The organism is Neobacillus kokaensis (assembly GCF_014656545.1).
Classification (GTDB): Bacteria; Bacillota; Bacilli; order Bacillales; family Cytobacillaceae; genus Neobacillus; species Neobacillus kokaensis.
Map to the genome: position 1 here is coordinate 1 of NZ_BNDS01000019.1, position 25,024 is coordinate 25,024.

General features: G+C 39.1%; 30 protein-coding genes, 1 rRNA gene and 1 riboswitch. Of the genes, 8 read left to right on the plus strand and 23 right to left on the minus strand.

Annotated features, from left to right (window positions below; all coding sequences use genetic code 11):
• Positions 1-61, minus strand: a 16S ribosomal RNA gene (locus IE222_RS18330); the annotation flags it as partial.
• Positions 62-362: 301 nt separating this feature from the next.
• Positions 363-1,238: a nucleotidyltransferase-like protein gene (locus tag IE222_RS18335; protein WP_191275335.1), complete on the minus strand. Its 876-nt coding sequence runs from the start codon at positions 1,236-1,238 to the stop codon at positions 363-365.
• Between the two features lie 155 nt (positions 1,239-1,393).
• Between IE222_RS18335 and IE222_RS18340 the strand changes: the two genes are divergently transcribed.
• On the plus strand, positions 1,394-1,744 hold the full coding sequence (locus IE222_RS18340) for a YgzB family protein (protein ID WP_191275336.1): 351 nt from the start codon (positions 1,394-1,396) through the stop codon (positions 1,742-1,744).
• 68 nt (positions 1,745-1,812) lie between these two features.
• On the opposite strand, the gene perR is transcribed toward IE222_RS18340, so the two are convergent.
• The 6 genes from perR to IE222_RS18370 form a co-directional block, all read right to left on the minus strand.
• On the minus strand, positions 1,813-2,250 hold the full coding sequence (gene perR / locus IE222_RS18345; protein WP_191275339.1) for a peroxide-responsive transcriptional repressor PerR: 438 nt from the start codon (positions 2,248-2,250) through the stop codon (positions 1,813-1,815).
• Between the two features lie 370 nt (positions 2,251-2,620).
• Entirely contained in the window at positions 2,621-3,091 is a 471-nt protein-coding gene (gene bcp / locus IE222_RS18350; protein ID WP_191275341.1) for a thioredoxin-dependent thiol peroxidase, read from the minus strand.
• 74 nt (positions 3,092-3,165) lie between these two features.
• The gene (locus IE222_RS18355) at positions 3,166-3,558 is read right to left on the minus strand and encodes an ion channel (RefSeq protein WP_223282798.1); all 393 of its coding nucleotides are present in this window, start codon (positions 3,556-3,558) and stop codon (positions 3,166-3,168) included.
• A 119-nt stretch (positions 3,559-3,677) separates the two neighbouring features.
• Positions 3,678-4,463, minus strand: a complete 786-nt coding sequence (locus tag IE222_RS18360; protein ID WP_191275345.1) for an ABC transporter permease — start codon at positions 4,461-4,463, stop codon at positions 3,678-3,680.
• 3 nt (positions 4,464-4,466) lie between these two features.
• A complete protein-coding gene (locus tag IE222_RS18365; protein WP_191275347.1) occupies positions 4,467-5,258 on the minus strand; it encodes an ABC transporter permease in 792 nt (263 codons plus the stop codon).
• Positions 5,251-6,267, minus strand: coding sequence for an ABC transporter ATP-binding protein (locus IE222_RS18370; protein WP_191275349.1), 1,017 nt, complete (start codon positions 6,265-6,267; stop codon positions 5,251-5,253). Before IE222_RS18370 ends, IE222_RS18365 begins: the two co-directional genes overlap by 8 nt.
• A gap of 230 nt (positions 6,268-6,497) precedes the next feature.
• Here IE222_RS18370 and IE222_RS18375 point away from each other — a divergent pair, with 230 nt between their 5' ends.
• Both IE222_RS18375 and IE222_RS18380 read left to right on the plus strand, forming a co-directional pair.
• Complete coding sequence (locus IE222_RS18375; protein WP_191275351.1) at positions 6,498-7,784, plus strand: glutamate-1-semialdehyde 2,1-aminomutase; 1,287 nt, start codon at positions 6,498-6,500, stop codon at positions 7,782-7,784.
• A 203-nt stretch (positions 7,785-7,987) separates the two neighbouring features.
• Entirely contained in the window at positions 7,988-9,067 is a 1,080-nt protein-coding gene (locus tag IE222_RS18380) for an FUSC family protein (protein ID WP_191275353.1), read from the plus strand.
• 18 nt (positions 9,068-9,085) lie between these two features.
• Here IE222_RS18380 and IE222_RS18385 read toward each other — a convergent pair whose 3' ends face one another.
• The 5 genes from IE222_RS18385 to fabL form a co-directional block, all read right to left on the minus strand.
• On the minus strand, positions 9,086-10,852 hold the full coding sequence (locus IE222_RS18385) for an ABC transporter ATP-binding protein (RefSeq protein ID WP_223282799.1): 1,767 nt from the start codon (positions 10,850-10,852) through the stop codon (positions 9,086-9,088).
• Positions 10,853-11,034: 182 nt separating this feature from the next.
• Positions 11,035-11,565 carry a nucleoside tri-diphosphate phosphatase gene (gene ntdP / locus IE222_RS18390; RefSeq protein ID WP_191275356.1) on the minus strand — a complete coding sequence of 177 codons (531 nt, stop codon included), beginning with the start codon at positions 11,563-11,565 and terminating at the stop codon, positions 11,035-11,037.
• 166 nt (positions 11,566-11,731) lie between these two features.
• Positions 11,732-11,986, minus strand: coding sequence for a YgaB family protein (locus IE222_RS18395; RefSeq protein WP_191275358.1), 255 nt, complete (start codon positions 11,984-11,986; stop codon positions 11,732-11,734).
• A gap of 191 nt (positions 11,987-12,177) precedes the next feature.
• Entirely contained in the window at positions 12,178-12,477 is a 300-nt protein-coding gene (locus IE222_RS18400; RefSeq protein WP_191275360.1) for a gamma-type small acid-soluble spore protein, read from the minus strand.
• A 66-nt stretch (positions 12,478-12,543) separates the two neighbouring features.
• Positions 12,544-13,293 (minus strand): enoyl-[acyl-carrier-protein] reductase FabL, encoded by a 750-nt coding sequence (fabL, locus tag IE222_RS18405; protein WP_191275362.1) that lies wholly within the window; start codon positions 13,291-13,293, stop codon positions 12,544-12,546.
• Between the two features lie 115 nt (positions 13,294-13,408).
• On the opposite strand from fabL, the gene yfhS reads away from it, so the two are divergent.
• Complete coding sequence (gene yfhS, locus IE222_RS18410; protein WP_191275364.1) at positions 13,409-13,600, plus strand: mother cell protein YfhS; 192 nt, start codon at positions 13,409-13,411, stop codon at positions 13,598-13,600.
• Positions 13,601-13,659: 59 nt separating this feature from the next.
• Here yfhS and mutY read toward each other — a convergent pair whose 3' ends face one another.
• Positions 13,660-14,757, minus strand: coding sequence for an A/G-specific adenine glycosylase (gene mutY, locus IE222_RS18415; protein WP_191275366.1), 1,098 nt, complete (start codon positions 14,755-14,757; stop codon positions 13,660-13,662).
• 116 nt (positions 14,758-14,873) lie between these two features.
• On the opposite strand from mutY, the gene IE222_RS18420 reads away from it, so the two are divergent.
• Entirely contained in the window at positions 14,874-15,854 is a 981-nt protein-coding gene (locus tag IE222_RS18420; protein WP_191275368.1) for a metal-dependent hydrolase, read from the plus strand.
• 32 nt (positions 15,855-15,886) lie between these two features.
• Here the strand turns inward: IE222_RS18420 and IE222_RS18425 are convergent, their stop codons facing one another.
• Entirely contained in the window at positions 15,887-16,156 is a 270-nt protein-coding gene (locus IE222_RS18425; RefSeq protein ID WP_191275370.1) for a YfhJ family protein, read from the minus strand.
• A 129-nt stretch (positions 16,157-16,285) separates the two neighbouring features.
• Here IE222_RS18425 and IE222_RS18430 point away from each other — a divergent pair, with 129 nt between their 5' ends.
• A complete protein-coding gene (locus IE222_RS18430) occupies positions 16,286-16,462 on the plus strand; it encodes a small, acid-soluble spore protein K (RefSeq protein ID WP_191275372.1) in 177 nt (58 codons plus the stop codon).
• 52 nt (positions 16,463-16,514) lie between these two features.
• On the opposite strand, the gene IE222_RS18435 is transcribed toward IE222_RS18430, so the two are convergent.
• Together IE222_RS18435 and recX are read right to left on the minus strand one after the other, a co-directional pair.
• Positions 16,515-16,838 (minus strand): YfhH family protein, encoded by a 324-nt coding sequence (locus tag IE222_RS18435; protein ID WP_191275374.1) that lies wholly within the window; start codon positions 16,836-16,838, stop codon positions 16,515-16,517.
• Between the two features lie 97 nt (positions 16,839-16,935).
• Positions 16,936-17,742: a recombination regulator RecX gene (gene recX / locus IE222_RS18440; RefSeq protein WP_191275376.1), complete on the minus strand. Its 807-nt coding sequence runs from the start codon at positions 17,740-17,742 to the stop codon at positions 16,936-16,938.
• Positions 17,743-18,067: 325 nt separating this feature from the next.
• Here recX and IE222_RS18445 point away from each other — a divergent pair, with 325 nt between their 5' ends.
• Positions 18,068-18,202, plus strand: a complete 135-nt coding sequence (locus IE222_RS18445; RefSeq protein ID WP_191275378.1) for a YfhE family protein — start codon at positions 18,068-18,070, stop codon at positions 18,200-18,202.
• Positions 18,203-18,427: 225 nt separating this feature from the next.
• Complete coding sequence (locus IE222_RS18450) at positions 18,428-18,610, plus strand: YfhD family protein (RefSeq protein WP_191275380.1); 183 nt, start codon at positions 18,428-18,430, stop codon at positions 18,608-18,610.
• A gap of 52 nt (positions 18,611-18,662) precedes the next feature.
• Here IE222_RS18450 and IE222_RS18455 read toward each other — a convergent pair whose 3' ends face one another.
• The 6 genes from IE222_RS18455 to argH form a co-directional block, all read right to left on the minus strand.
• Complete coding sequence (locus tag IE222_RS18455; RefSeq protein ID WP_191275382.1) at positions 18,663-19,154, minus strand: DoxX family membrane protein; 492 nt, start codon at positions 19,152-19,154, stop codon at positions 18,663-18,665.
• Positions 19,155-19,634: 480 nt separating this feature from the next.
• Positions 19,635-20,861, minus strand: a complete 1,227-nt coding sequence (locus tag IE222_RS18460) for a homoserine dehydrogenase (protein ID WP_191275384.1) — start codon at positions 20,859-20,861, stop codon at positions 19,635-19,637.
• A 76-nt stretch (positions 20,862-20,937) separates the two neighbouring features.
• A riboswitch (SAM riboswitch) is annotated at positions 20,938-21,049 on the minus strand.
• Between the two features lie 83 nt (positions 21,050-21,132).
• The gene (locus IE222_RS18465) at positions 21,133-21,804 is read right to left on the minus strand and encodes a GNAT family N-acetyltransferase (RefSeq protein WP_191275386.1); all 672 of its coding nucleotides are present in this window, start codon (positions 21,802-21,804) and stop codon (positions 21,133-21,135) included.
• 64 nt (positions 21,805-21,868) lie between these two features.
• Entirely contained in the window at positions 21,869-22,531 is a 663-nt protein-coding gene (locus tag IE222_RS18470; protein WP_191275388.1) for a GNAT family N-acetyltransferase, read from the minus strand.
• Between the two features lie 26 nt (positions 22,532-22,557).
• Complete coding sequence (locus tag IE222_RS18475) at positions 22,558-23,418, minus strand: carbon-nitrogen hydrolase family protein (RefSeq protein WP_191275390.1); 861 nt, start codon at positions 23,416-23,418, stop codon at positions 22,558-22,560.
• Between the two features lie 164 nt (positions 23,419-23,582).
• Positions 23,583-24,959 (minus strand): argininosuccinate lyase, encoded by a 1,377-nt coding sequence (gene argH / locus IE222_RS18480; RefSeq protein ID WP_191275392.1) that lies wholly within the window; start codon positions 24,957-24,959, stop codon positions 23,583-23,585.
• Positions 24,960-25,024 lie beyond the last annotated feature (65 nt).

The window sequence follows — 25,024 nt, forward strand, 5'->3', positions numbered from 1 at the left end:
CTTGCATGTATTAGGCACGCCGCCAGCGTTCGTCCTGAGCCAGGATCAAACTCTCCAAGAAAGTTGATTAGCTCAAAAATGTTACGTTGGCTTAGTTTCATAAGAAACTAATTATTATTGTTTGTTGACGTTTTTGTTTGTTTAGTTTTCAAGGAACAATATTTTTGTTGGTTGTTTTCTTTTTCCTTTATCCAACATTTTTTCAATCGCTCAAAAGCGACCTTTATAATATATCATAAGGTGATTTAGAATGTCAACACCTTATTTTCAACCGCCAGCTACGAAAGCTTTTTAATTATTTCGCAGCGACGGTTATTAATATATCAAGTATTTACTCAATGGTCAACACTTTTTTAACTTTTTTACGATAATTTATTATTTATGCGGTAACATCGGTGAAAAATCCCATGACCTTTAGTTTCAATATTAACAATTTCTAATAAATGTTTGTCAATTAAATACTCGAGCAAGACTGATAAATCAACAGAGTAAGGAATTAACTCCTGTTCACTCATCATCTCATTAAACAACCAATAATCCTTCGAGCTAAGTATTTCAATTAAATGAGCGGAGCCCATTTCCGTTCTTGAGTGAATCAAGAATTCACTTGCCAGGAACAAAAGCTCGAGTCTTTGTTCAAGTGTCTCTTCACTGTTAACCAGTTCTTCATATAATTTATAAATTTCCGGCTCAATTTGTTTTACCTGCCGCCATACTGTTAGTTCAGGATGCATTCCATTTTCAATTACTGCAAGCCTCGCTAAATGGTGTAAGGAATGTACAATATGGTTGTAAGCATCTAAGAATTGTTTGTTTTCAAATAGCGTTTTTCCGTCCACATAACGGCGAATTAGCTTTGCAAATTCCAAGCCCATTTTGACTTTTCGACCGTTAAAGGGGAACTCTTGTAGTTCTGTTTTTAAATTTGCGACATATTCGTTCCGATCGAATATTATTTTTGCATGATGAAGCCACTCAAATATTTTGCGGTTGGTTCCTAATAGGAGCCATTCCTTTAACTGTGCTTTTGTAATAATGTGCATGGCAGCTTTTTGCTGGTCATATGTATAATGCTTTATAAATACCGGCTGATCTGCCTCTTTGACGATAATTAAAAGAATAACATCAAATGAATCTGTCGTGAGTATTGTTTTTTCCTTTTTTTCTACCAATAAAACTCCTAAGGTATTTAATTGGCTTGCCCTTTCTTGGTAAATGGGCCGAAGAATGTCTTCCATTCCATGATACCTCCATTTTTCTTGCTAGCAATATATGTTCGACAGTTAAAAAAAATCTCCTTCTAAAATTTAAGACAAATTTCGACATTCTTCAAATTGTATCTCTTTTTCCCTTTTAAAATAAATATGGTATAGTTTCTCTAGGAGGATGAAACATGGCGAAATATTCAAGTAAAATTAATAAAATTCGTACTTTTGCACTTTCTTTAATTTTTATCGGCTTTATTGTAATGTATGTCGGCATTTATTTTCGAACCTCACCACTTATTATGACCATTTTTATGATTTTGGGACTCCTTTTTGTAATTGCCAGTACTGTGGTGTACTTCTGGATTGGAATGCTTTCGACAAAGACTATTCAGGTAAAGTGTCCAAGCTGCGGGAAACCGACAAAAATGCTGGGCAGAGTGGATATGTGTATGCATTGCCGTGAACCATTGACGCTTGATCAAAATTTGGTTGGCAAAGAGTTTGATGAAAAATATAATAAAAAATCTTACAAATAAAAAAAAGGCGGCGTAACTCCATGGTTTATTTCAACCATCAAAGTTATACCGCCTTTTTACTATTTTACTCAATGTACTTCTTTTCCTGTACAATCAGGACAGATTCCGTAAATCTCCATTCGGTGGTTATCTACCTTAAAACCCGTCACATGAGAAGCCAAATGCTCTACCTCGTCTAAACCAGGATAATGGAAATCAACAATCTTTCCACATTGCTGGCATATCACATGGTAATGGTGGGTTGTAATAAAATCAAACCTGCTTGAGGCATCACCAAAGGTTAATTCCTTTACAAGTCCAACTTCACGAAATACTCGTAAATTATTGTAAACTGTTGCCACACTCATATTCGGGAATTTACCTTCTAAGGCTTTATAAATTTCATCTGCTGTAGGATGTGACATCGAGTTTATTAAATATTCAAGTATCGCATGACGTTGTGGAGTAATTCTTACTCCAGTATCCTTAAGGGTATCCAACGCTTCTTTTAGCTGATTCATCGCCATGCACCTCTTTTCTAAAACATATTATTAGATTATAATTGTTATAATTAGTTTACTAATTAATTAGTACGTTTGTCAATATTGTAATACCCGAAACATAATGAATCTTATGAATGAATGTTTGCTTGTATTGTATGATAAACTTTTTTAAATATTTCTCTTCCTAGAAATTTCCCTAGTTTTTTTCATTCTATCCTCGGATTTAGTAGGTAATAAAAGTTCCTTCATATCCCCTAGACTTTTTGGCAATAAAAAGAGGTCCTATGAAGGACCCAAAATTTTTATCTGAGGAGGTATGCCCTAATAAAATGATATTCAATTCAAGCTTAATTGCATTGGACAAATGCCTTTTCTCGGAAAAATAGGCTGGAAATTATTTTAGATTTTCCCGGATGTAGGTTAACGCTTCCTCTACATGCCCTTTTACTTGTACTTTTCTCCATTCCTTTGCAAGTTTGCCATCACTATCAATAATAAAAGTCGAGCGTTCAATCCCCATATATTCTTTGCCAAAGTTCTTCTTCAGCTTCCAAACACCATAACTTTCAGCAACTTGATGTTCGGTATCAGCTAGTAGCAGAAATGGCAGGCCATGTTTTTCGACAAACTTTTGGTGGCGGTCCACAGGATCTGGACTTACCCCAAGGATTATTGCATTAACATCATTAAATTGTTCATATTGATCTCTGAAATCGCAGGCCTCTGTTGTACATCCTGGCGTCATATCCTTTGGATAAAAATAAAGAACAATGTTTTTTCCTTTTAAATTTGATAATGTTATCTTTTCTCCATTTTGTGCTTCTAAAGTAAAATCAGGTGCTTGTTTACCTATTTCCACTGTCATCATCTTCACTCCATTTTGAAAAATATCCCTATCACTAGCCTAACCAAAGTCAAGAAACAAAACAACTTTCCTGCTTATTTTTCCCTGTCAAACATGACTTTGGCAACAAAGGCAGCGGGCAAAGTGTAGCCGATTAATGCCTCTGATGCGGCAATCATTCTCCCCATGCCTAGGGGGATGACATCTCCATTCCCTACAGAAAAAAGCATCATCGCGCTGAAATAAAAGCTCGTTTCAAAAATATTGTAACGGTTCTCATGATTTGCTTCGGCAAGAACAGCCATTCCCATTAATTGCAAAATTAAATAAATTAACCCAAAACCAATAATAACCGTTAAGTAAACGGTACATAAATAAAAGAAATTATCGACAGAAACTAATTTTCCTTTAATCGTATTTGGAATAAACAAAGTTCGTATACTCATAAAAATGCAAAACAAAACAATTGGCAGCAAGAAAATAATCACTCAAGATCACCTCTAAACGGGGGATACTCTATTACTATGCAGGCTTGACCAATAATATATCGTTAAAGAGAAAAGGTGTCAGTGACACTATGTGAAATTTTCACATAGTGCCTGACACCTTAATTCCCCGCACCACGGTATTTTTTGATCCCTTGATTCCACAGAAAGACCGATAGACTAAAAAAGACTACTCCAATCGCCGGTGTTAAATAAGCATACAAATACCATTCTTCTTTTTCTAAAAAGAATGAGGCAGGGTAGACTCCGACAAAGGCAAACGGCAATATCCATGTCAGCACAAAGCGGATTAATTTATTATAAATATTTACTGGGTAACGGCCATAGTTGCTGATGTTGTACATCATCGGCATGATAGATGTTTTGGCATCGGCCCAAAAGCTGATACAGGCAAGCACGACAAAGATCCCACCGTACACAAGGGCACCGCCAATGACAAAAACAATAAATAATAACGGATCATACCATGTTAGTGTTATCCCTAAACGGCTTCCGGCATATACCATAACCGCGATTCCAGTAACTGCTCCCAACAGCGACTCCAATTCAATCCGCTCGAGGATGATTTGAAACAGGCTGTGAATTGGTCTTGTTAAAATCCGGTCGAGTTCGCCTTTAACTATATACCGTTCATTAAAATCCCAAATGTTAAAAAACGCAGAAAAAACAGCATATGGTACAAGGAAAAAGCCATAAATAAAGATAATTTCATCCCGGCTCCATCCGCCAAGCAAATCAGTATGGCCAAAAACAACCAATATGAAAATAAGATTAATAGCCTGCGACATTAAGTCAGATAAAAATTCAACAAATAAATCTGCTCGATATTGAAGTCTTGTTTTTACATATTGAGAGATATATTGAAAAAACATTGATACATAAAACACCTTTTATCCCCCTTGAATGACCAGCTGTTTCTTAGCGATATGCCAAAGCAATTGAATTGGTATGATTAAAACGATGACCCAAATAAACTGCTGGCCGATGGCTGCCCATGCCTCTTGTGTTGTAAATCCTTGTGTAAAAATCATACTCGGCACATAGCTGATCCCTTGAAACGGCAGAAATTTCATGATGGACTGAACCCAGCCGGGAAAGAAACTGATCGGCAGGAGCAGCCCAGAAAATAAATCAATGATCACCCGTTTCGCACGAATCAAACCGGCATTATTGTATAAGAAAAAGGTCGTAATACCTGTTAGGAGATTCAGCTGCGTATTAATAAAAAAGCTCAGCAAAATGGAAAGAGCAAATAACCCCCAGACACCTAAATCCCAAGTGAAACGAATCGGAAAAATAAAATACACGATTACAAGCCCCGGCAGTGAAAAGAAGAACAACCTGAAGATCCCTTCACCAAGCCCCTGCATCGTTTTCATCCCAAGATAATTGTATGGTCTGATTAATTCAACAGCGACTTTCCCCTCCATAATTTCCATTGCCATTTCTCGGTCAATGTTATTAAAATAAAACGCCCTTGCCATCCAGGAAATTGCCACATAAGTGGTCATCTGCACAACAGACAAGCCTTGAATTTCCTCTTTGCCGCCGTAAATTGCCGTCCATAAAAAATAATAGGCACCAATATTAATGCTATAAATTAAAATTCCTGTGTAATAGTTAGTCCGGTATGCGAGCATCATCAAAAAGCGGACTCGTATCATCTCCAAGTATTTATCCAACTTCGACCGCACCCTTTTCATAAATATTACGAATAATCTCTTCTGTTGAAGTCTCATTAATTTTAATGTCCTTGATTTTAAAAGCAGCCACAACTGTCGCGATCACTTGTGAAATTAAAAGGTCGTCATTGTCGAGATTAGCAATAAACACCTGCTCTTTCTCATCGTAATCCCACTTTACTGGCAGTCCGCCGGTCACCTTCTTCACCGCAGGAAGGTCCACCTTCTCAAGAAACTGAAAATGAAGCTCCTTCCCATCGGCCAAGTTTTCCTTTAAGTCATTTAAAGCTCCATCATAAATTACCTTGCCGGCATCAAGCATAATCACCCGGTCACACAATGCCTCGATATCAGACAAATCGTGTGTTGTAAGAAGAATCGTAGTATTGTATTTTTCATTGATTTCTTTTAAAAACTCACGGATTTTCAGCTTCACGAGAACATCAAGACCGATTGTTGGCTCATCCAAAAACAACAGCGGTGGATTATGAATCAACGCAGCTGCCAGTTCACATCTCATCCTCTGTCCGAGCGATAGTTTGCGGACGGGTTTATCCAAAAGCGGCTCGATATCTAATGTTTTAATTACATGCTGCATATGGTCATCATATTGTTCATCGGTCACTTTATATACTTTTTTGAGCAGACGGAAGGATTCTTGAACGGCAATATCCCACCATAGCTGGGAGCGCTGCCCGAATACGACACCGATTGTCTGGACAAATCTTTCCCTTTCTTTATGGGGATTCATCCCGTTGACGGTGATTTGGCCTGAGGTCGGGGTTAAAATCCCGGTCAGCATTTTAATCGTTGTTGATTTACCTGCACCGTTTTCTCCGATGTAACCAACCATTTCTCCTTGTTTAACCGAAAAACTAATATCATTTACAGCAGGAACCACTTTATAATTTCGTGTAAAAAGATCCCGAAACGCCCCCTTCAAGCCAGAGCGGCTTGAATACGCCTTGAACTCTTTTCGTAAATTATTTACTTCAATTGCATTCTTCATTTTTGTACCTCCCGATACATACCTAATCAAATAGTTTATCTAAAGAAGGAAGGGAACACAACTGTCATGCCTCATGGGAGGTTTATCTGCGGGGTTGAGGTAGATATCTGCAGGTTGTATCAATATATCTGCGAGTTTGCACCCTTTATCTGCGAGTTAAAAAAGTCGAAAAGTTAAAACAGAAAAAAAGTGATAGAATAAGAATTGATAAAAAGACAGGAGGAAAAATCATGCAATTTTCTAATTCGCAAAAGTTACATAACGAAGCATTAGAACATATTGTCGGCGGTGTCAACAGCCCATCTCGTTCCTATAAAGCGGTCGGCGGCGGGGCTCCGGTCGTAATGGAGCGCGCCCAAGGGGCCTACTTCTGGGATGTCGACGGCAACCAATATATCGATTACCTTGCTGCATATGGCCCCATTATAACCGGGCATGCCCATCCGCATATCACCGAAGCAATCAAACGTGCTGCGGAAACAGGAGTCCTTTACGGAACCCCGACACCACATGAAGTGAAATTTGCCAAAATGCTAAAAGAGGCGATCCCTTCCCTTGATAAGGTGCGCTTTGTTAACTCTGGTACAGAAGCCGTAATGACAACCATTCGTGTTGCCCGTGCTTACACTGGCCGTGATAAAATTATTAAATTTGCCGGTTGTTATCATGGTCACTCAGACCTTGTCCTAGTCGCTGCCGGTTCCGGTCCTTCTACACTCGGAACACCGGATTCTGCAGGGGTGCCAAAATCAATCGCCCAAGAAGTCATTACTGTACCATTCAATGATATTGAACCATTTAAGCAGGCGCTAGAAAAATGGGGCAACCAAATTGCCGCAGTCTTAGTAGAACCAATTGTCGGCAACTTCGGAATTGTCGAACCAAACCCTGGTTTCTTGGAGCAGGTTAATGATCTGACTCATGCTGCCGGAGCACTAGTTATCTATGATGAAGTTATTACCGCTTTCCGCTTTATGTATGGTGGTGCACAGGATTTGTTGGGCATAAAACCTGATTTAACCGCAATGGGAAAAATCATTGGCGGCGGGCTGCCAATCGGCGCTTACGGCGGCAAGAAAGAAATTATGGAAAAAGTAGCTCCTCTTGGACCAGCTTATCAAGCGGGAACAATGGCAGGTAATCCAGCTTCAATCCTTGCCGGCATCGCCTGCCTTGAAATATTACAACAAGAAGGGGTCTACGATTATCTCGATCGTCTGGGTGCAATGCTTGAAGAAGGTATTTTAGAAGCAGCTAACGAAAATGGTATCGATATTACCATTAATCGCTTAAAAGGGGCCCTTACGATTTATTTCACAAACGAAACAATTGAAAATTACGAGCAGGCCGAAAATACCAATGGTGAAATGTTTGCGAAATTCTTTAAACTTATGCTCCATCAAGGAATAAATTTAGCACCGTCGAAATACGAAGCCTGGTTCCTTACGATCGCCCATACCGAAGAAGATATTGAAGCGACATTACATGCTGTAAGAAACGCATTTTCATCTTTATAAGCTGAATAACTGGTTGTTTTAGTCTCCATGAAACGTCCGCGCACATTTTGCGGACGTTTTATTTTTTTCATTCATTTTCTGCAACAATTTGATAATTGTTCATATAATTTTTCTTGATAATATGTTTTAATCCATGTATAGTACATTATTATTTAAGGGTAAGAAACTATAAATAACCATTTTTGAAAGGATAATACTTAAACATGAAGTTAGGAGCCCGCATTTTAAAAACGGGAATTGCTATTGTTTTATCATTATATATTGCACAGATGCTGCATTCACCTTCACCGGTCTTTGCCGCAATCGCTGCGATTTTCGCGATTCAGCCGACCATTTACCGGACCTATTTAACAATTATTGAACAAATTCAAGGGAATGTAATCGGCGCGATTCTCGCGGTCGTTTTTGTTCTGCTGCTTGGTAATCATTTTATTGTTATCGGACTTGCGGCCATCATTGTCATCATCCTTCATCTTAAATTAAAACTTGAGAATACAATTGGACTTTCCCTGGTAACCCTCATTTCTATAATGGAAACTACAAATATGAGTTTTATTGAGTTTGCCGGAATTCGTTTTTCTACCGTTATGGTCGGGGTTTTCTCTGCGTTTATTGTGAATCTAGTTTTTATGCCGCCAAAATATGAAAATAAGCTTTATGTAAAAATCGTAAGTACAACCGAAGAAACTATCAAGTGGATTCGCCTCAGCATTCGTCATAATTATGATCATCAGCTGCTGAAAGCGGATATTAAAAAACTAAAAGAAAACATCCAGTCCATGGAACAGTTTTATAAAATGTACAAAGAGGAAAGAAGCTTTTTTAAAAAGAATGATTTAGAAAAATCTCGTAAGCTCGTTGTATACAGGCAGATGACGATTGCAGCTAGAAAAGCACTTGATACGTTGAAGCGAATCCATCGCTATGAAAATGAACTTTTGCAGCTTCCGGAGGATTTTAAGGAGGCAACACAGGAACAGCTGGATTCCTTGGTGTACCATCATGAACATCTCATGCTTAGATTTATCGGGAAAATTCCTACACCACCACCATATCCCGAGGAAAATGATAATTTAAATAAAGAAGAATTATTCAATTTCTTTTTAACCTTTCAAAATCAACTTTCCGGCCAGGAGCAGCAGCCTCATATCTACCATATGATGCAAATTATCGCCTCTATTATTGATTATGGCGAGCAGGTGGAGCATCTCGATACACTTATCACCAGCTTCCACTCCTATCATCACAATGAAATATCGATTGAAGGCGAGGAAAATGAATAAGAAAAAACCGAAGCGAGATTAATCCGCCTCGGTTTCTTTTTGTTCCAATTGTTGTACCTGAAATAATTTATAATAATTCCCCTGCTTCGCCATCAGCTCATCATGTTTTCCAACTTCAACAATCCGGCCATGTTCAATTAAAACAATTCGGTCAGCGTGGGTAATCGTAGATAGTCGGTGAGCAACAATAAAGGTCGTCCGGTCTTTGGCCAGTTCTTCCAGTGATTCCTGTATTAAATGCTCACTCTCCAAATCAAGGGCAGAAGTTGCTTCATCTAGAATTAATATCGGCGGATTTTTCAAGAAAACCCGAGCTATTGCAATCCTTTGTTTTTGACCGCCGGAAAGCTTGACACCACGTTCCCCGACCTTTGTTTCGTATCCGTCCGCAAGATTCGAAATAAACTCATGGGCATTGGCTGCTTTAGCCGCGTTTATGACTTCTTCTTCAGTTGCATCCGGTTTTCCGAGTAAAATATTCTCCCTGACAGATTCACTAAAAAGAATATTATCTTGAAAAACAACTCCAATTTTATCTCGTAATGACTGAGCCTTAAACTTTCTGATATCCATTCCATCCAGCAGAATGTTTCCTTCTGTCACATCGTAAAACCGTGGAATTAAACTGACAAAAGTAGACTTACCGCCGCCGCTCATGCCAACAAGTGCAATCGTTTCTCCCTTTTTCACATGGATATTAATATCCTTCAACACCGTTTCCTCTCCTTCGTTATAAGAAAAAGAAACAGCTTCAAACGCAATATCACCCTTCACTTGCCTGCATTCAATGGCATTCTGGTCATCAACCACGTCATACTTTTCATCTAAAAATTCAAATACCCTGTCCATAGACGCAAACGATTGGGTAATCGTTGTCGACGAGTTAACCAATCTTCTTAACGGATTATAAAGCTTATCAATATAAGCATAAAACGCCATCAATGTTCCTAACGTCAAATTGCCTTGAATTACGAGGTAGGCAGAATAAGCGATAACAAGCAATGGAGCGATGTCTGTTATGGTGTTAACGGCAGCAAACGATTTAGCATTCCAACTTGTATGTTTCAATGCTTTATCTAAAAAATTATAGTTCACTTTATTAAACTGAGTTTGTTCATATTCTTCAATGGCAAAGCTTTTAATGACAGGCATCCCTTGTACACGTTCGTGCAAATAGCTTTGAACCTCCGCCAGTGCCTGGGAACGAACTCGAGTTAAATAGCGTAACTTGCCGAAAAAATAACGAATTGAAAAAGCATAAAGTGGAAAAAGCAAAATGGAAACAATCGTCAGCTTCACATTCAACGAAAACATAAGAATAATAGCAATAATAATTGTAGCCATATCGAGCCATAGATTCATTAAGCCAGTAACGACAAAGGTTTTTGTTTGTTCTACATCATTAATGACACGTGAAATAACTTCGCCTGCACGGGTGTTGGCATAATATTTAAAGCTCAACTTTTGAATATGCTTATACATCGCATCACGAAGGTCGAATAATATTTTATTGGATGTCCATTGGGCAAAATATTGCCGGTAATACTCAATCGGCGGTCGAAGTACGATGAAAATAACAATCATGACCCCCATAATGACCATTAATTTATGGAGTTTCTCATTGCCAGCTAAATCGGGATTTTGCACAATATCATCAATAACGTACTTAATCAACATTGGAAGAATAAGCGGGATAGAGAATTTAATAACCCCTATGAGAATCGTAACAATAATCTGCCAGCGGTACGGTTTTACAAATGAAAGATACCTTCGAATACTATCCAAACGAAAAGCCCCCCCTTCCTTATTTCTCTTGTACATTGAAAACGCCTGTTGAACAAGTCAACAGGCGTTTTAAAAAAAGACGTGCGAGCAGAGCTAACCACTTTTCTTAAGTCATAAAATAAATACGAGCAACATACTTAATTTGACTCAATTTACTTTTTAGTGTGCTCCCCCCTTGTCCTCTAACGTCTGTACGTCAAATAACGTTCATACCAAATATCGATAAAATCTGGAGCAAACGGACCTGTTCTCTGCCTAATCATTTGAATCAGTTTATCGACATTTCGTTTTAAAATTTGATCAATGACAGCGGGATATTTCATTTCACGCCGATGACGTTCATATTCATCCTCGTCCAACAAATTAAAGGTCATATCAGGGTACACTTTAATATCAAGATCATAATCAATATACTTCAGTGCTTCACCATCAAAAATAAAAGGTGAACTGATATTACAATAATAATAAATACCATCTTCACGAATCATGCCAATCACATTAAACCAATATTGCGAATGGAAATAACAAATTGCAGGTTCCCTTGTGATCCAGGTCCTGCCGTCTGATTCCGTTACCAATGTCCGATCATTCCCGCCAATCACTAAATTTTGTGATCCTTTTAAAACGGTTGTTTCTTCCCAGACGCGATGGATGTGCCCATTGTGTTTATAGCTATGTATTTGTATTGGTTCACCTTCGATGGGTACGCCCATTTTCTCCCCTACCTTCATTTTCGAACCTTTGCAACCTATCTTACCTATAATTCCACCGACAAAAGGCAACAAAGAAAAGTCCTTTTCTTATTATTATAACGTTTGTGAGTAGAATTTAAAACAAAAGAGCCATATTTCCCATGGCTCTTTGTAAAAAATTGTTTTATCAAGAAGGAGTTAAGTTCATTTCCCGGTAGGAATCAATGACCTCTTCTGTTTGTTTTTCAAAAATGGTCTGAATCTCTTTTAATTCTTTTTTCATTAGTTGAATGTCGGCTTGAATACTTTCAAGTTCTGTTTCACTTTGTAAAGCGAGCAGTTCCGCTTCAATTTGTTGACAACGTTCCAGTTCTGCCTGTAGAAACAGTAATTTTTCCATTGTTGCCATCTGTTCAGAAACTAATCGATTAAAATCATTCATTTCCTCACCGCCTTATTTTTAGTTCCTATATGTATTCTTTAAATAATCCTCAATTTCCTTTGACTTTTTCTGTAAACTGAAGAGAGGTTTTGTCGAAATTTCGAAATAAACGCCCCTTGATATATGTTGCGATATTAGAAAAAAAAAGGCACCCATCCGATTGATGAGCGCCTTCGTCGTAAGTATAGTTATTAGCTTTGGCCGAATTTACCGGCATTTTGGTTTTTACGGGATTCTGCTTGTTGGTTTTGTTGTCTTACTTCTTGAGCATTTGTTTCGCTTGCAAACTCAGTGCCAAATGATCCAGCACCGCCTGCTTGTGCAGAACGAGCGTTTTGCTGTCTTACCTCTGCAGCATTTGTTTCACTTGCAAATTCAGTACCGAATTGTCCTGCAGCACCTGCACCCGCAGATTGTGCGTTTTGCTGTCTCACTTCCTGGATGTTAGTTCCAGCAGAAGTTTTGTTTGGCTGTTGGTTGAATTTAGCCATTGATATCACCTCCACGAGTTTAATTTACCCAGGTTCGTGGAGATTATCCTAAAAAATTATCGAAAATTAAACAAGCAGTGAAATCCCGCCATCTACAATAATTGTCTGCCCTCTGATCATATTTGATTGATCAGATAGCAGGAACATGACGCAATTTACCATGTCTTCTATTTCCACCATTCTTCCCGCTGGTGTTTTTTCTGCTGCTTCCTGAAGAAGTTCCTCCCTGTTCGGAAATGACTTCAATGCCTCTGTATCAACCGCTCCACCGGAAACAGCATTAACAACAATGTTCTTTGAGGCTAATTCAACAGCTAAGTACCTTGTTAAGGCCTCAAGAGCTGCTTTCGATACTCCCACAGCAGTGTAGTTTTCTAAGTAACGAATGGAACCTAGTGAACTGATGCTGACAATTTTACCTCCGCCGCTTTTCTCCATTAACTTGGCAGCCTCTTGGGCACAAAATAACAGCGCCTTACTGTTGATATTTAGTGTCCAATCCCAATGCGATTCTTCAAGCTCCATTGCCGGACGCTGAACCCCGGATGCTGCATTATTAACAAATACATCCAAACGGCCAAATTCTTCTTCTATTTGTGCGAACATCGCTTTAATTTTGCTGACATCTCCGACATTCGCTTTTACAATTAACACTTTTCTACCTAGTGCTTCAATTTGTTCAGCAGTCTCCAATGCCCCTTTTTTACTTCTAGCGTAGTTGATGACAATATCGTATCCTTCTTGAGCGAGCTTAATGGCAGTCGCTTTACCAATTCCGCGACTGCTGCCTGTAACTAATGCTACTTTTTGTGTCATAAAATTCCTTGCCCCTTTTAAAAGTGATGCTATCATTTTAGCTTTTCTGTGCATAGAAGACAATGGATATACAAAAAACTAATCTCGATAATGGCTTTGAAAGGAGTATGAAACGATGTATGCAGGGCGAGATATGACAGAGCTGTCAATGATGTCGATTACCGATTGGAAAGATGTGGAGCTGGGTTATTTTCATCATGCCTTACAGCAGATGATGCCTTATTTAAATACTGAGGGGCAGACGATTCATCGAGAGATTATGGATGAGATACAAAATCGCGGGGGGACTAAGGAACTGCAGATGTGATTTTAAGTTATTGGCTACCGAAGAAGGATACTATAACATCGAACGGTAGCCAATGCTTTTTATTTCTCTTGATTTAGATACATCTTAAACATCTTTTGGTAAGGCACTGGAAAAGCATACTGTTCCATTTCTTTTATCGAAACAAGCTTCCAATCACAGCTTTCCTCATATTCGCTATTTATCTTTCCAACATAAACTTTGATATTCCAAATTAAATGGGAAAAAACATGCTCCACTTGACCAATAATTTTTCCTAATTTAATTTTCAAGCCTAGCGAGGTGTGAAAAAGTTCGTCGACATGCCCTCTCTCACCTTCCACCGGATGTTCAATTTCAACATTAGGAAATTCCCATAAATTTGCGAGCAGCCCAGTATCAGGTCGCTTATGAATTAAAAATCTACCTCGATCATCCACTAGTAAAGCGGCAGCCAACTGTACATGACGCGTTTTTGTTTTTTTCGTTTTAACTGGCAGTTCATTTTGCACTCCCTCTTCAAATGCTTGGCAATGCTCTCGAACTGGACATAACAGACAGGCAGGAGATGTTGGTGTGCAAATTAATGCCCCTAGTTCCATCAATGCCTGATTAAAGGCAGACGGGTCGTCATGGCAAATAAGTTTGCGTACTGCCTGTTCAAATACCTTACGCGATGCTGGACGAGCAATATCCTCCCAAATCGATAGAATTCGTGAAAGCACCCTCATCACATTGCCATCCACTGCAGGTTCAGGAATTCCATAAGCAATACTTAAAATTGCCCCGGCAGTATAAGGTCCCACACCTTTGAGTTTGGATATCTCCTCAGGAGTGTATGGAACCACACCATTATAAGTCTCCCGCACTTCTCTTACCGCTGATTGTAAATTTCGCACCCTTGAATAGTAACCGAGACCTTCCCATGCTTTGAGGATCTTATCTTCATCAGCATCTGCTAAGTCGTCGATTGTTGGGAACCATTCGATAAAACGATTAAAATACGGAATAACTGTATCGACTCTTGTTTGCTGCAGCATGATTTCCGATACCCAGACTTTGTAGGGGTCTTGGTCTTTCCGCCATGGTAAATCACGCTGTTCTCTTTTAAACCAAGAAATTAAATCATTCTGAAAGGAATTTATATTGATTTTATTTAAATTTTCAAGTTCATTTGACATAACTTTTTCCTCCATTTTGATAAACAAACAATGAAAAGGGTATATAATAATAAGTAACTCGTAAAAGAATAATCCACTTTGTTGATTTTGACAAGATTCTGAAGGAGGCAACAAGTTTGGATACTGGAACTCATGTTGTAATGGGTATTGCGCTTGGCGGACTGGCAACACTTGATCCAGCGGTCGCAAGCAGCCATGTTACGACAACTAGTGTTTTAATCGCCACTATTGTTGGTTCACAAATACCAGATATTGATACTGTTTTAAAATTAAGAAATAATGCCATTTATATTAGAAATCATCGAGGAGTTACCCACTCCATCCCGGCAGTGATTTTATGGCCGCTTTTACTCACTGCTATCATTTATCCGTTTTTTCCAGGAACTAACTTGCTGCATTTATGGGCTTGGACTTTTGCTGCCGTGTTTATCCATGTCTTTGTGGATATTTTTAATGCTTACGGGACCCAGGCACTTCGTCCATTTAATTCCAAATGGGTAGCACTTGGCTGGATTAATACGTTTGACCCATTTATTTTTGCAATTCATGTTCTAGGAATTATTGCATGGATATTAGGAGCACATCCAGGTTTTACGTTTTTAGTGATGTACACCATTATCCTCGGCTATTATATTAAGCGATATCAAACTAGAAAGCGGGTACTAGTGGAAGTAAGATCTCTTATTCCTGATGCAACAGAAATTATTGTTGCCCCTACGATGAAGTTCCATCAATGGCGCATTGCTGCGATGAATGAAAATATCTTTTTTGTCGGCAGGTCCGTTGATGGCAAAGTAGAAATTCTTGATCGTTTTAAACGGATACCAGTGCCAAATACACCTGTCATTGAAGCAGCTAAAAAGGATCATAATATTTCTGCGTTTCTCTCCTTCTCACCAGTTTACCGATGGGAAGTGGATGAATACGATGATTATTACGAGGTTCGTTTTATTGATTTACGCTACCGAAGCAATGGACATTATCCTTTTGTTGCAGTCGTTCAATTGGATTCTGAGTTACAGCCGATTCGATCATATACCGGCTGGGTGTTTAGCGAAAAAAAATTAAGAAAGAAATTAGGGGTTATTCCAGGATAAATTTAAGCGGTGACAAATCTGTCACCGCTTTTTTAATGCAACGTATTTTTATCCTGCTCAAGAAAGTGCTTATATTTCGGATTTGTTGCAGTGAATTCATGAAGTTTGTCTCCATAATTCTCAATCCATTGTTTAACAATTCTTTCTGTCATTTCACTTCCCATGTATTCCTCTCCCGCCTTCGCAAAGGTCGTTTCAAAATCATCCCATAACAGTTCGACCCAGGTTCGTGCTTGATAGTAGGAGAGATGGTCGTTTTTTTTAAGTAATAATTTTACCAGTCGTTCATGATAGTCGTTCATTCGTACACCTCGTTGCCATTTTCTTTTAACATAAGTACAGAATTTAAGTAAATACTAACTTTACGTGATAAGCATAGCAAAGAGCACCTTGCTTTTCACGTTTCTCATTCCCTTACTTGGAGGTATAGCATGAGAAATAAACAGCGTAATTTCCCAAACCAAAACAATAATAAGCTTGAGGGAGAACCGCGGGCAAAAGCGGAATATGCATCAAAAAGAGCGGACGGAACTATTAATACTCATCCACAAGAACGGATGCGGGCTTCCGGCGAACGAGATGATGAGTCACCGCAAGTGTGGAAGTAATTTTTTAGAAAAAAGACAAGCCAGAGCAAAGCTTTCTCTGGTTTGTCCATCATTAGTTAAGCTTTTTTAATAAAGAGATTGGCAGCGCCTCTTCTGTGCCATTACCTTTCGTACGGTAACCCCAAGCAAATACACCATTCATATAATCAATTTTGAAATATTCCCCTGGAGCGCCTTCAATTTCGTAAATTTCCCCGGCTTTAAATTGATTAGGATCAAGTAGATAGGCTCTTGCCATTTGCACTTTCCTCTCCAATACTGCAAACTCATTAACGATACCCATTTGCTCTGCTTTTCGGGCTTTTTCTTGGAGCGTAGCAATTTCCTGCCATAATTCTTGTTCTGTCATATCACTATAGCGTTTCTCCTGCTGCATTTCTTTCAACTCCCATATATCGCTTTAGTTTAGTATAAATTCTTTTATCAAATTAATAAAGAAATCATTATTAAAATAAAAAATCATGACGCCTTTGTCATGATTTTTCTTGTTCTGATAAAAATTTTTCAATCAATTCTATCGAAAAACCTTTGCGATATAACGACTGTTTCATCTTTTGCTCGTACTCAAATCCGGTATATTGTGCATATTTCCGGTGAATTTTCCCCCCCTGATATCTGATTGCTTCAAGCTCTTCATCATTTTCCTCAATTGCCGTTTCTTGCAGAACAATTTGAATCACTTCGAAAGAATAACCTTTTCGGATAAGCTGCTGCTCGAGCTTTTGCCTTTGAATTTTTAAGGAATCTTTTGACGGCTTTTTAAAATATTTCTCCCCGAGCTTTACTGCTTTTTCAATTTGCTGCTCTTTAGGAAATTCCGATAAAGCCGTGAATATAAACCCTTCTGCAATTCCTTTTTCTTTTAATTCAAGCTTTATTTGATCTGGTCCCTTGTCAGTTGTATTTGCCATCGTTCTTACAAAGGCAGTGGCAAACTCCGCATCATTGATGTAATGCTGCCCTTTTAACTTATGAATTACTTCATGAATAACAGGTTGTTCAAGATCTTTTTTATTGAGATAATCCCTGATTTCTTTTTCCGATCGAATCCTTCTTGCAAGAAAATGGACGGCTAAATTATAGGCCTTGCGAATATCATCTTGATAATGAATTTCCACTAATGAAAATTCATCAAGCTCCATTCCTTTTTTTAATTGAAATTTAATTAATACATCGCTATCAACACTGAAGGCAAATTCCTCGCCTTTGCCATAATCCATGAAAATGTTATAGCGGTCCTGATTTTTCTGCTGCGTGGTGATTTTCGTAATAATGGCCATATGCTCACCTCAACAATACTTTACCATATTACTTGGAGCGAAACTGTTACAAAAAATATATATTTTTATTAAAAAAAGTATCTTTCCCCTCATTAAAGGCAAAAATGGTTTTGAGTACATAAAGTGAAACTTCAATCAGCGGGGGGATACCCCCGCTGATTGTTAGTTGAACCAATCGGGCTTTTACGGGCAGTTTGATCCCTCCTAAAATCTTGTAAACATATAAATCCTTGATGTAGGGGTCATTAGTGCCCGTTAAAGCGGGGAAATGTACCATTTTTGCTTTTAGTTCGATTGACAAATACTGTTGAAGGGAATGAGCATGATGGGTGGAAAGAAGAAAAAGGACATGGGTAAAGGAAAATATTCTTTAACAAGCACACAAGAGGTGTTATACCAGCGCGATTTTAAAATGGCAGACCGAGCTGGCGGGTTTTCGGATAGGAATACAAAGCTCTAGATTTACAGCGGCTCTATTGATAGGAGCCGTTTTTTAGTTGCGGATAACATAGTTACTTGTATATTAGGTTTTTATTGCGGAAAGCGGTGGATAGTCCCAAATTTCTTGCATTTGACACTGAACCAACTGAAAGTTTTTCCCATTCATGAACCCCTGCAAATTGTAGAAGCTAATAACGGGACCTTTTCGGTTCTCATTAGTTAATAGTGAAAGGGGTTTTCGGTAATGGGTCGTTCACGAGGACAAAAATCACGCGATAAAAACAAAGCTTCACTTCCACAGGTGCCAAAGAACATGAAGTCTGACGGACAGGATGTGGAATTTTCAAAAGAGATGGCTGACGGTGCAGACCTTGAAGCTCAAGCAAGAGCAAATGCAGCTAATCAGCGGGTTAGAAACCGTAAATAGACCTAAAAAAAGAAGCAGGAGCTTTGACCTGCTTCTTCCATCCATTTAAGAGTTAGTGGGTTAGCGTTTTAGTCTGATTTTTTTTGAAAAAGCCTTTAATATAAGGGACTGCGAATCGATCAAGTCCGAAATAGTATGCACCTGCACCTGCGAATAATAGTATCATGGCAATAGTATAAAGAATTGGGTTAGTGCTAGTTGTACCCGCAAGCATAAAGTTCAAGTTCATAAAGGCTCCGGCAAGTAAGGCTGGAATAGTTGCTAATCCGACGATTAAACCGATACCGACTAGTAGTTCGCCCCAAGGAATCAATACGTTAAAAATATCAACGTTTGGAATGGCAAATTGTTGTAAGAAATCTGCGTACCAAGCTTGCACTGCTGGATGATCCCCTGCTGCATTGGCAAGTGCCCCTTTCAGGAATCCGCCTGCATCGAACCCACCTGCAATTTTATGATAACCTGCTATAACCCATTGATAGCCAAGATACATCCGCAAAACCGTCCAAACAACTGCTGCGATAGGGGTTTTGTACCATCTCATCACAATCATCTCCAAATGATTTATTTTTGATAAGAGTTAATCAGCTAGCTGTTACTTATAGAGAAGGTTTGTGAAGTCTTTCACTATCTTCTCTACACTTATAATATACTACTCGTTTTATGGAAAAACAACGGCTTTCACAGTTTCTTAACATTTAAATGTTAGAAAGTTGAATAAATTGTGAACTTAATGTCTTAACGTATTTTATGGAAATTTGGATGTTGTGGACAGACCTAAGAAAGCACTAATATGACTTGTTAATCAATAGTTCGTTATTGTTAACATCCAAATCAGAATTTTCAGTGGATAATGTGCATAAGTCTGTGGAGTACTTTTAAATACTGGACTTTTTTAGTGGATAATATTCTGGATAAAATAAAAAAGCATCCTTGTATTTGGATGCTATTGATAGGTTAAATTTGAAATGTATTTCTTGAGAACGTTTGTGGCTTGAATCTTGAGATCATAGTCCTCATAAATCTAAATGACCGTTGCGGCTTCCTTATTTAAAATCGCCAAATCCACTTCACCGAGGATTGAGAAGTAACAAATTCCCGGATGCTGCCCGGCGAGCAAATCTAAATCCTTTTTAGATGACTCGATAAGATTAATACCTGTAGAAACCTCATCAATGCAAGTAACTCCCGAATTATTGGAAAGCCCTTGGACCAGCCAATATTCTTTTTGTTCCCCTTTAGACGTCTCAGAAATTTCAACAGTATTTTTAACAATATTGCGCTCACCCGAACGGCTTTGACAAACATAAACCAAATCCTCAATCATCGCACTGGCAGTTGGAAACATTCCCGCTCCCGGCCCCTGCAATGTAATTCTGCCGACAATATCTGAGTGAACATTAACTGCATTTTCAACGCCTTCGACATGATAGAATGGATTCTCATTGCCCACCAAGACTGGTTTTACCGCAGCTACAACACGCCCGCCTTCCCTGCTGATGCTCGCCACATGTTTAAACCTTAGCTCTAATTTTTCCGCTGCTGTAATTAACTCGCTCGTAATCGAGGTAATTCCCTGCCGCTCAACATCCTGCCAATCCGGCTCTTCTCCAAAAGCGATTCTGCTAAGAATCATTGCTTTATAAAAGGCATCAAAACCTTCAATATCATTCGTTGGGTCTGCTTCGGCATACCCATTTTCTTGAGCCTGCTGTAGACTTTCGGCAAACGACTGCTTTTTTTCACGCATTTCAGTTAAGATAAAATTTGAAGTCCCGTTTAAAATTCCCTGAATTAATGAAACACGGTTAATTTTTAAAAGCTGTCTTAGCGTTTGAATGACAGGAATTCCGCCTGCAACCGTTGCTTCGTATCCTACCGAAACATTGTTTACCTTTGCTAGTTCAAGCAATTCCTTTCCATAATGGGCAAACATTTCTTTATTTGCTGTAATGATATGACAGCCCCTGCCGATGGCTTTTTTCAAATACGTGAAGGTCGGCTCTTTGTCGACGATTGCTTCAATGACCACATCAAGCTGGGGAAGCTCAAGAATCTCTTCAAAATCAGATGTGAGGAGAACATCTTCTCTTACTTCTCTTTTCTTCTGCTTATTTTTAATAAGTATGGCTGCTACTTCAACTTTTTTTCCAAGAACAGCTGTAAATTCTTCAGCATGTGATTGAATTGTCCTGTAAACTCCTTCACCAACTGTTCCGAAGCCTAATATGGCCACCTTTATAACTGACATTCACCTTCCACCCCTTCATAAATGCTTTACTGTATAAAAAAACCTCTTCTATAAGAAGAGGTCCGTTAAAATCCTCCTCTTATCTTTCAGATCTAAATAGATCCGCAGGAATTAGCACCTTTTCAAGGATTACCTTGAAGGTTGCCGGGCTTCACAGGGCCTAGTCCCTCCGCCGCTCTGGATAAGAGTTTTATATTAAACTTTTATTAATTTTCCAATAATTAAAGAAAATATTAACTGAATCTACCGATAATGTCAATAGTTTCTTAGTTTAAAGTGGTAATAAATCAATGGCTTCCTTGGACTCGATTGTCTGAATCATCTTCAGCCATTCCTGCGGCTTATTGGATAAAACGGAATAATACGTGGTCAGGAATTCCTTTACAAGGGATGCCGGCAGTGTCTGCAGCTCTTCATCAGAAGGCATGAAGCATAGATCAAGCCCGTTGACCGCTTCGCCCGTATTTTCCCATGATGGGTGAACATAAGAAAGATCAAGACGCTTATATCCTAAATGTGACAGAACTTCACGGCGTACGTATGGGTCCATTACCTTCACACCACCAAATTCATGATTTTCCACTCTATACGGGTCATAAATTTCAGCAAACATTCCGAAGAGTACTTTTCCATTTTCTTTCGCAAGCTGGTTTAAATCCTTTAAGCGATTTTGTGCTAAAAAGCGGCCAAGACCGAGGCCAGGTTGACTGATAATTGTGAAATCCGTCATCGCAATATTCCAATCTTGATAATAACGATATTCTGTTGCGCCTACAACTTGGTCGTTGTGAACAGCCACAAATACACGGATGCCTGGGTCTTCTAAAGGTTCTTTCCACAACTCATATTCTAGTACTTCCTCAGGCGGAAAGATTTGCCCCATTAAGTCATGAAGCTTTTTAAAATTTGGATCGTCAATACTTGTAATGCGATTGTATTCCATTTTATGTATGCCTCCTTTTTTAATTCGGTGCCCAATAGCATTGCTGCGGGTTCCTGTGCTTTTCTTATTTGAATGGATTCTTCCATTCCATTAATACGGCATTGTTATGTGATTCTTCATCATCAAGATAATTCTCTGCTATTCCCAATGGCACCCGTCCGCAACGCAGTAAAAAGCTGATGACAGGATCCTTCGTTTCTCCATTAATAATGGCCGTCAAATACTGTTCAGGAGTCATTTTGTCAGCCGCTTTATGGTAACCGGGCATCCGCCCGCCGCCAAGCAAGCGGTCATAACCTTTTTCAATCACTACATGGTACATTGCCTGCATCAGCAGCTTTCCCAGCCCTAATTTTCGATATTTGGGGCGGACACTGATATCAACAATATAAAGGGTATTTCCAATTGGATCATGATTCCTGATGTAACCGTAGTCCGTAATTTCCTCCCATGTATGGCTGGAATGGTTTGGGTCAAATTCTACACAAAGTCCTGTAAGTGAACCAGCTAATTCGCCGTTAATTTCCACACATAAGGCTCCTTCAGGAAAATGCGTCACATGATTAGTCAGCTGCTCTTTATTCCACCACAATTCCTCTGGAAAAGGAGGAGGAAAGCATTCGGATTGAATCTCTATGAGCTGGTCAAAATCCGCTTTCGTATAATTGCGGATGCATACCGGAAGAGGCCGGTCCTGGTCATATACATAGAATTCGCTGCGATACACATTTCCACTTCCTTTTTATAAAAAAATTATTTTTCCCAATCGACATACAAATCGGTTCTTCGGTCACGCCATGTTGTAACGGAGCCGCGCTCGCGCACCTCATATAAAAGCTCTAAATCGAGGTCGGCTGTGACAACCATATCATTATTGATTTCACCCTCTACTAAAATACCTTTTGGCGGGAACGGAATATCGTTAGGTGTAATAATAACCGCCTGGCCAAAATTAGCACGCATAAAATCAACCGTTGGAAGCGCTCCAACAGTTCCTGTTAGGACCACATATACCTGGTTTTCAATAGCGCGGGCGTGGCTTGTGTAGCGGACCCGGTGGAAGCCGTGACGGTCATCAGTACATGATGGGCAAAAAATAATATCGGCACCTTTAGCTTTAGCCATCCGGACAATTTCTGGAAACTCGATATCATAGCAAGTGAGCAGCGCAATTTTTCCTTTATCTGTTTCAAATATTTGAAATGAATCCCCTGCCGCCATATTCCATTCGTTTACTTCCGTTGGTGTAATATGAAGCTTAGCTTGTTCACCAATCCGGCCATCAGGGTAAAATAAATGTGCGGTATTATACAGCTTACCGTCTTTTTCGATAATATGTGTTCCTGCAATAATATGCATATTGGTTTGTTTGGCAAAATTAGAAAAAAGGCTGCGGTATTGCTCCGTAAAGTTAGGAAGGTCATTGATGGTCAGGCTTTGCCCCTTCCCATTGCCAATAGATAGCAGCTGGGTTGTAAAAAATTCAGGAAAGAGGACAAATTCAGCGCCAAACTCTTCAGCGGTTTTTATATAATGCTCACATTGAGCAGCGAAGTCTTCAAAGGATTGAATCGTATGCAGATGATACTGCACCACAGACACTCTAAGTTTCATATCTAACCTCCAAATCATATTTTCCTTTAAATTATCTATTATTTTAGTATTTTATACAAATTAATTGAACTATTAAAAATAACCAACATAAATAAGTGGTATACACGGCAAGATTTTCTAATTTATATAAGAAGAGCCCGCCATTTGGCGGGCCAAAACCTTTGTTATTGTTGGATCTTTTCCTCTGCCAATTTAATTTGTTGCTTAACCTGATTTGGAGAGGTCCCGCCGAAGCTGTTGCGAACAGCGACAACATGTTCAGGGGCGAGTACTTCAAAAATATCATTTTCAAATAAATCGCTGAATTGCTTGTATTCTTCCATGCTTAAATCAAGCAAGAATTTATTTGATTGTATTGAATATAACACAATTTTCCCAATCACCTCATGGGCTTCACGGAAAGGCAGGCCTTTTGTTACTAGGTAATCAGCAATATCTGTGGCATTTGAAAAATCGTTGTTGATTGCTTTGCGCATGATATCTTTATTAACGGTCATCGTCTCAATCATTGGTGCTAATAGCTTCAATGAACCTTCTAATGTTTCTACCGTATCAAACATACCTTCTTTGTCTTCCTGTAAATCTTTATTATAAGCAAGAGGCAGTCCCTTTAATACGGTTAACAACCCAATTAAGTTGCCGTAAGTACGCCCTGTTTTTCCACGCAAGAGTTCCGGCACGTCTGGATTCTTTTTTTGCGGCATGATACTTGAACCTGTACAGAAAGAATCGTCGAGCTCGATAAATTGGAATTCCTGGCTTGACCAGAGAACCATTTCTTCAGAAAGACGTGAGATATGAGTCATAATAATAGAACCAATCGATAAAAACTCCAAAATAAAATCTCGATCGCTGACTGCATCCATGCTGTTTGGATAAATCGTTTCAAATCCTAATATTTCTGCAACTTTCCCCCGATTAATCGGGAAGGTTGTCCCTGCTAATGCACCGGAGCCTAATGGAAGCCAGTTGATGCGTTTCAAGGAATCTACTAATCTTTCTTTGTCTCGTTCGAACATCCAAAAATAGGCCATTAGATGATGAGCGAAGGATACCGGCTGTGCCCGCTGCAAGTGGGTGTATCCCGGAATTAATGTTTCAATATTCTCTTTCGCCTGCTTAATGATGGAAAGCTGAACGTCTTCCACCAATTTAATAATTTCAGTCGTTTTAGTTCGCAAATAGAGATGCATATCGGTTGCGACCTGGTCGTTTCGGCTGCGGCCTGTATGTAGTTTGCCGCCAACTGCTCCGATTTCTTCAATTAATAGTTTTTCAATATTCATATGAATATCTTCGTCTTCTACTAAAAATTCTACTTCATTTTGGTCTACTTTTTCTTTAATTTTAAGTAAACCTTGTTTAATGGTTTCTGCGTCCTCTTTAGGAATAATGCCGCACTCGCCTAACATTTGAACATGCGCCAGGCTGCCGGCGATATCCTCTTTCGCCAGCTTTTGATCGAACGAAATCGAAGCGGTAAATTCTTCAACCAGCTTGTTCGTCTCTTTCGTAAAACGTCCGCCCCATAGCTTTGACATTGCTGCTCCCCCTAAATTATGTGTTGCGGTGTCAGACACCAAGAAAAGCGTAAGCGCCTCGGTCA

Excerpts from the sequence above, each read along its gene's own strand:
- IE222_RS18335 (WP_191275335.1), bottom strand. The coding sequence starts at position 1,238 with ATGGAAGACATTCTTCGGCCCATTTACCAAGAAAGGGCAAGCCAATTA.
- IE222_RS18340 (WP_191275336.1), top strand. The coding sequence starts at position 1,394 with ATGGCGAAATATTCAAGTAAAATTAATAAAATTCGTACTTTTGCACTT.
- perR (WP_191275339.1), bottom strand. The coding sequence starts at position 2,250 with ATGGCGATGAATCAGCTAAAAGAAGCGTTGGATACCCTTAAGGATACT.
- bcp (WP_191275341.1), bottom strand. The coding sequence starts at position 3,091 with ATGACAGTGGAAATAGGTAAACAAGCACCTGATTTTACTTTAGAAGCA.
- IE222_RS18370 (WP_191275349.1), bottom strand. The coding sequence starts at position 6,267 with ATGAAGAATGCAATTGAAGTAAATAATTTACGAAAAGAGTTCAAGGCG.
- IE222_RS18375 (WP_191275351.1), top strand. The coding sequence starts at position 6,498 with ATGCAATTTTCTAATTCGCAAAAGTTACATAACGAAGCATTAGAACAT.
- IE222_RS18380 (WP_191275353.1), top strand. The coding sequence starts at position 7,988 with ATGAAGTTAGGAGCCCGCATTTTAAAAACGGGAATTGCTATTGTTTTA.
- ntdP (WP_191275356.1), bottom strand. The coding sequence starts at position 11,565 with ATGGGCGTACCCATCGAAGGTGAACCAATACAAATACATAGCTATAAA.
- IE222_RS18395 (WP_191275358.1), bottom strand. The coding sequence starts at position 11,986 with ATGAATGATTTTAATCGATTAGTTTCTGAACAGATGGCAACAATGGAA.
- IE222_RS18400 (WP_191275360.1), bottom strand. The coding sequence starts at position 12,477 with ATGGCTAAATTCAACCAACAGCCAAACAAAACTTCTGCTGGAACTAAC.
- fabL (WP_191275362.1), bottom strand. The coding sequence starts at position 13,293 with ATGACACAAAAAGTAGCATTAGTTACAGGCAGCAGTCGCGGAATTGGT.
- yfhS (WP_191275364.1), top strand. The coding sequence starts at position 13,409 with ATGTATGCAGGGCGAGATATGACAGAGCTGTCAATGATGTCGATTACC.
- mutY (WP_191275366.1), bottom strand. The coding sequence starts at position 14,757 with ATGTCAAATGAACTTGAAAATTTAAATAAAATCAATATAAATTCCTTT.
- IE222_RS18425 (WP_191275370.1), bottom strand. The coding sequence starts at position 16,156 with ATGAACGACTATCATGAACGACTGGTAAAATTATTACTTAAAAAAAAC.
- IE222_RS18430 (WP_191275372.1), top strand. The coding sequence starts at position 16,286 with ATGAGAAATAAACAGCGTAATTTCCCAAACCAAAACAATAATAAGCTT.
- IE222_RS18435 (WP_191275374.1), bottom strand. The coding sequence starts at position 16,838 with ATGCAGCAGGAGAAACGCTATAGTGATATGACAGAACAAGAATTATGG.
- recX (WP_191275376.1), bottom strand. The coding sequence starts at position 17,742 with ATGGCCATTATTACGAAAATCACCACGCAGCAGAAAAATCAGGACCGC.
- IE222_RS18445 (WP_191275378.1), top strand. The coding sequence starts at position 18,068 with ATGGGTGGAAAGAAGAAAAAGGACATGGGTAAAGGAAAATATTCTTTA.
- IE222_RS18450 (WP_191275380.1), top strand. The coding sequence starts at position 18,428 with ATGGGTCGTTCACGAGGACAAAAATCACGCGATAAAAACAAAGCTTCA.
- IE222_RS18455 (WP_191275382.1), bottom strand. The coding sequence starts at position 19,154 with ATGAGATGGTACAAAACCCCTATCGCAGCAGTTGTTTGGACGGTTTTG.
- IE222_RS18460 (WP_191275384.1), bottom strand. The coding sequence starts at position 20,861 with ATGTCAGTTATAAAGGTGGCCATATTAGGCTTCGGAACAGTTGGTGAA.
- IE222_RS18465 (WP_191275386.1), bottom strand. The coding sequence starts at position 21,804 with ATGGAATACAATCGCATTACAAGTATTGACGATCCAAATTTTAAAAAG.
- IE222_RS18475 (WP_191275390.1), bottom strand. The coding sequence starts at position 23,418 with ATGAAACTTAGAGTGTCTGTGGTGCAGTATCATCTGCATACGATTCAA.
- argH (WP_191275392.1), bottom strand. The coding sequence starts at position 24,959 with ATGTCAAAGCTATGGGGCGGACGTTTTACGAAAGAGACGAACAAGCTG.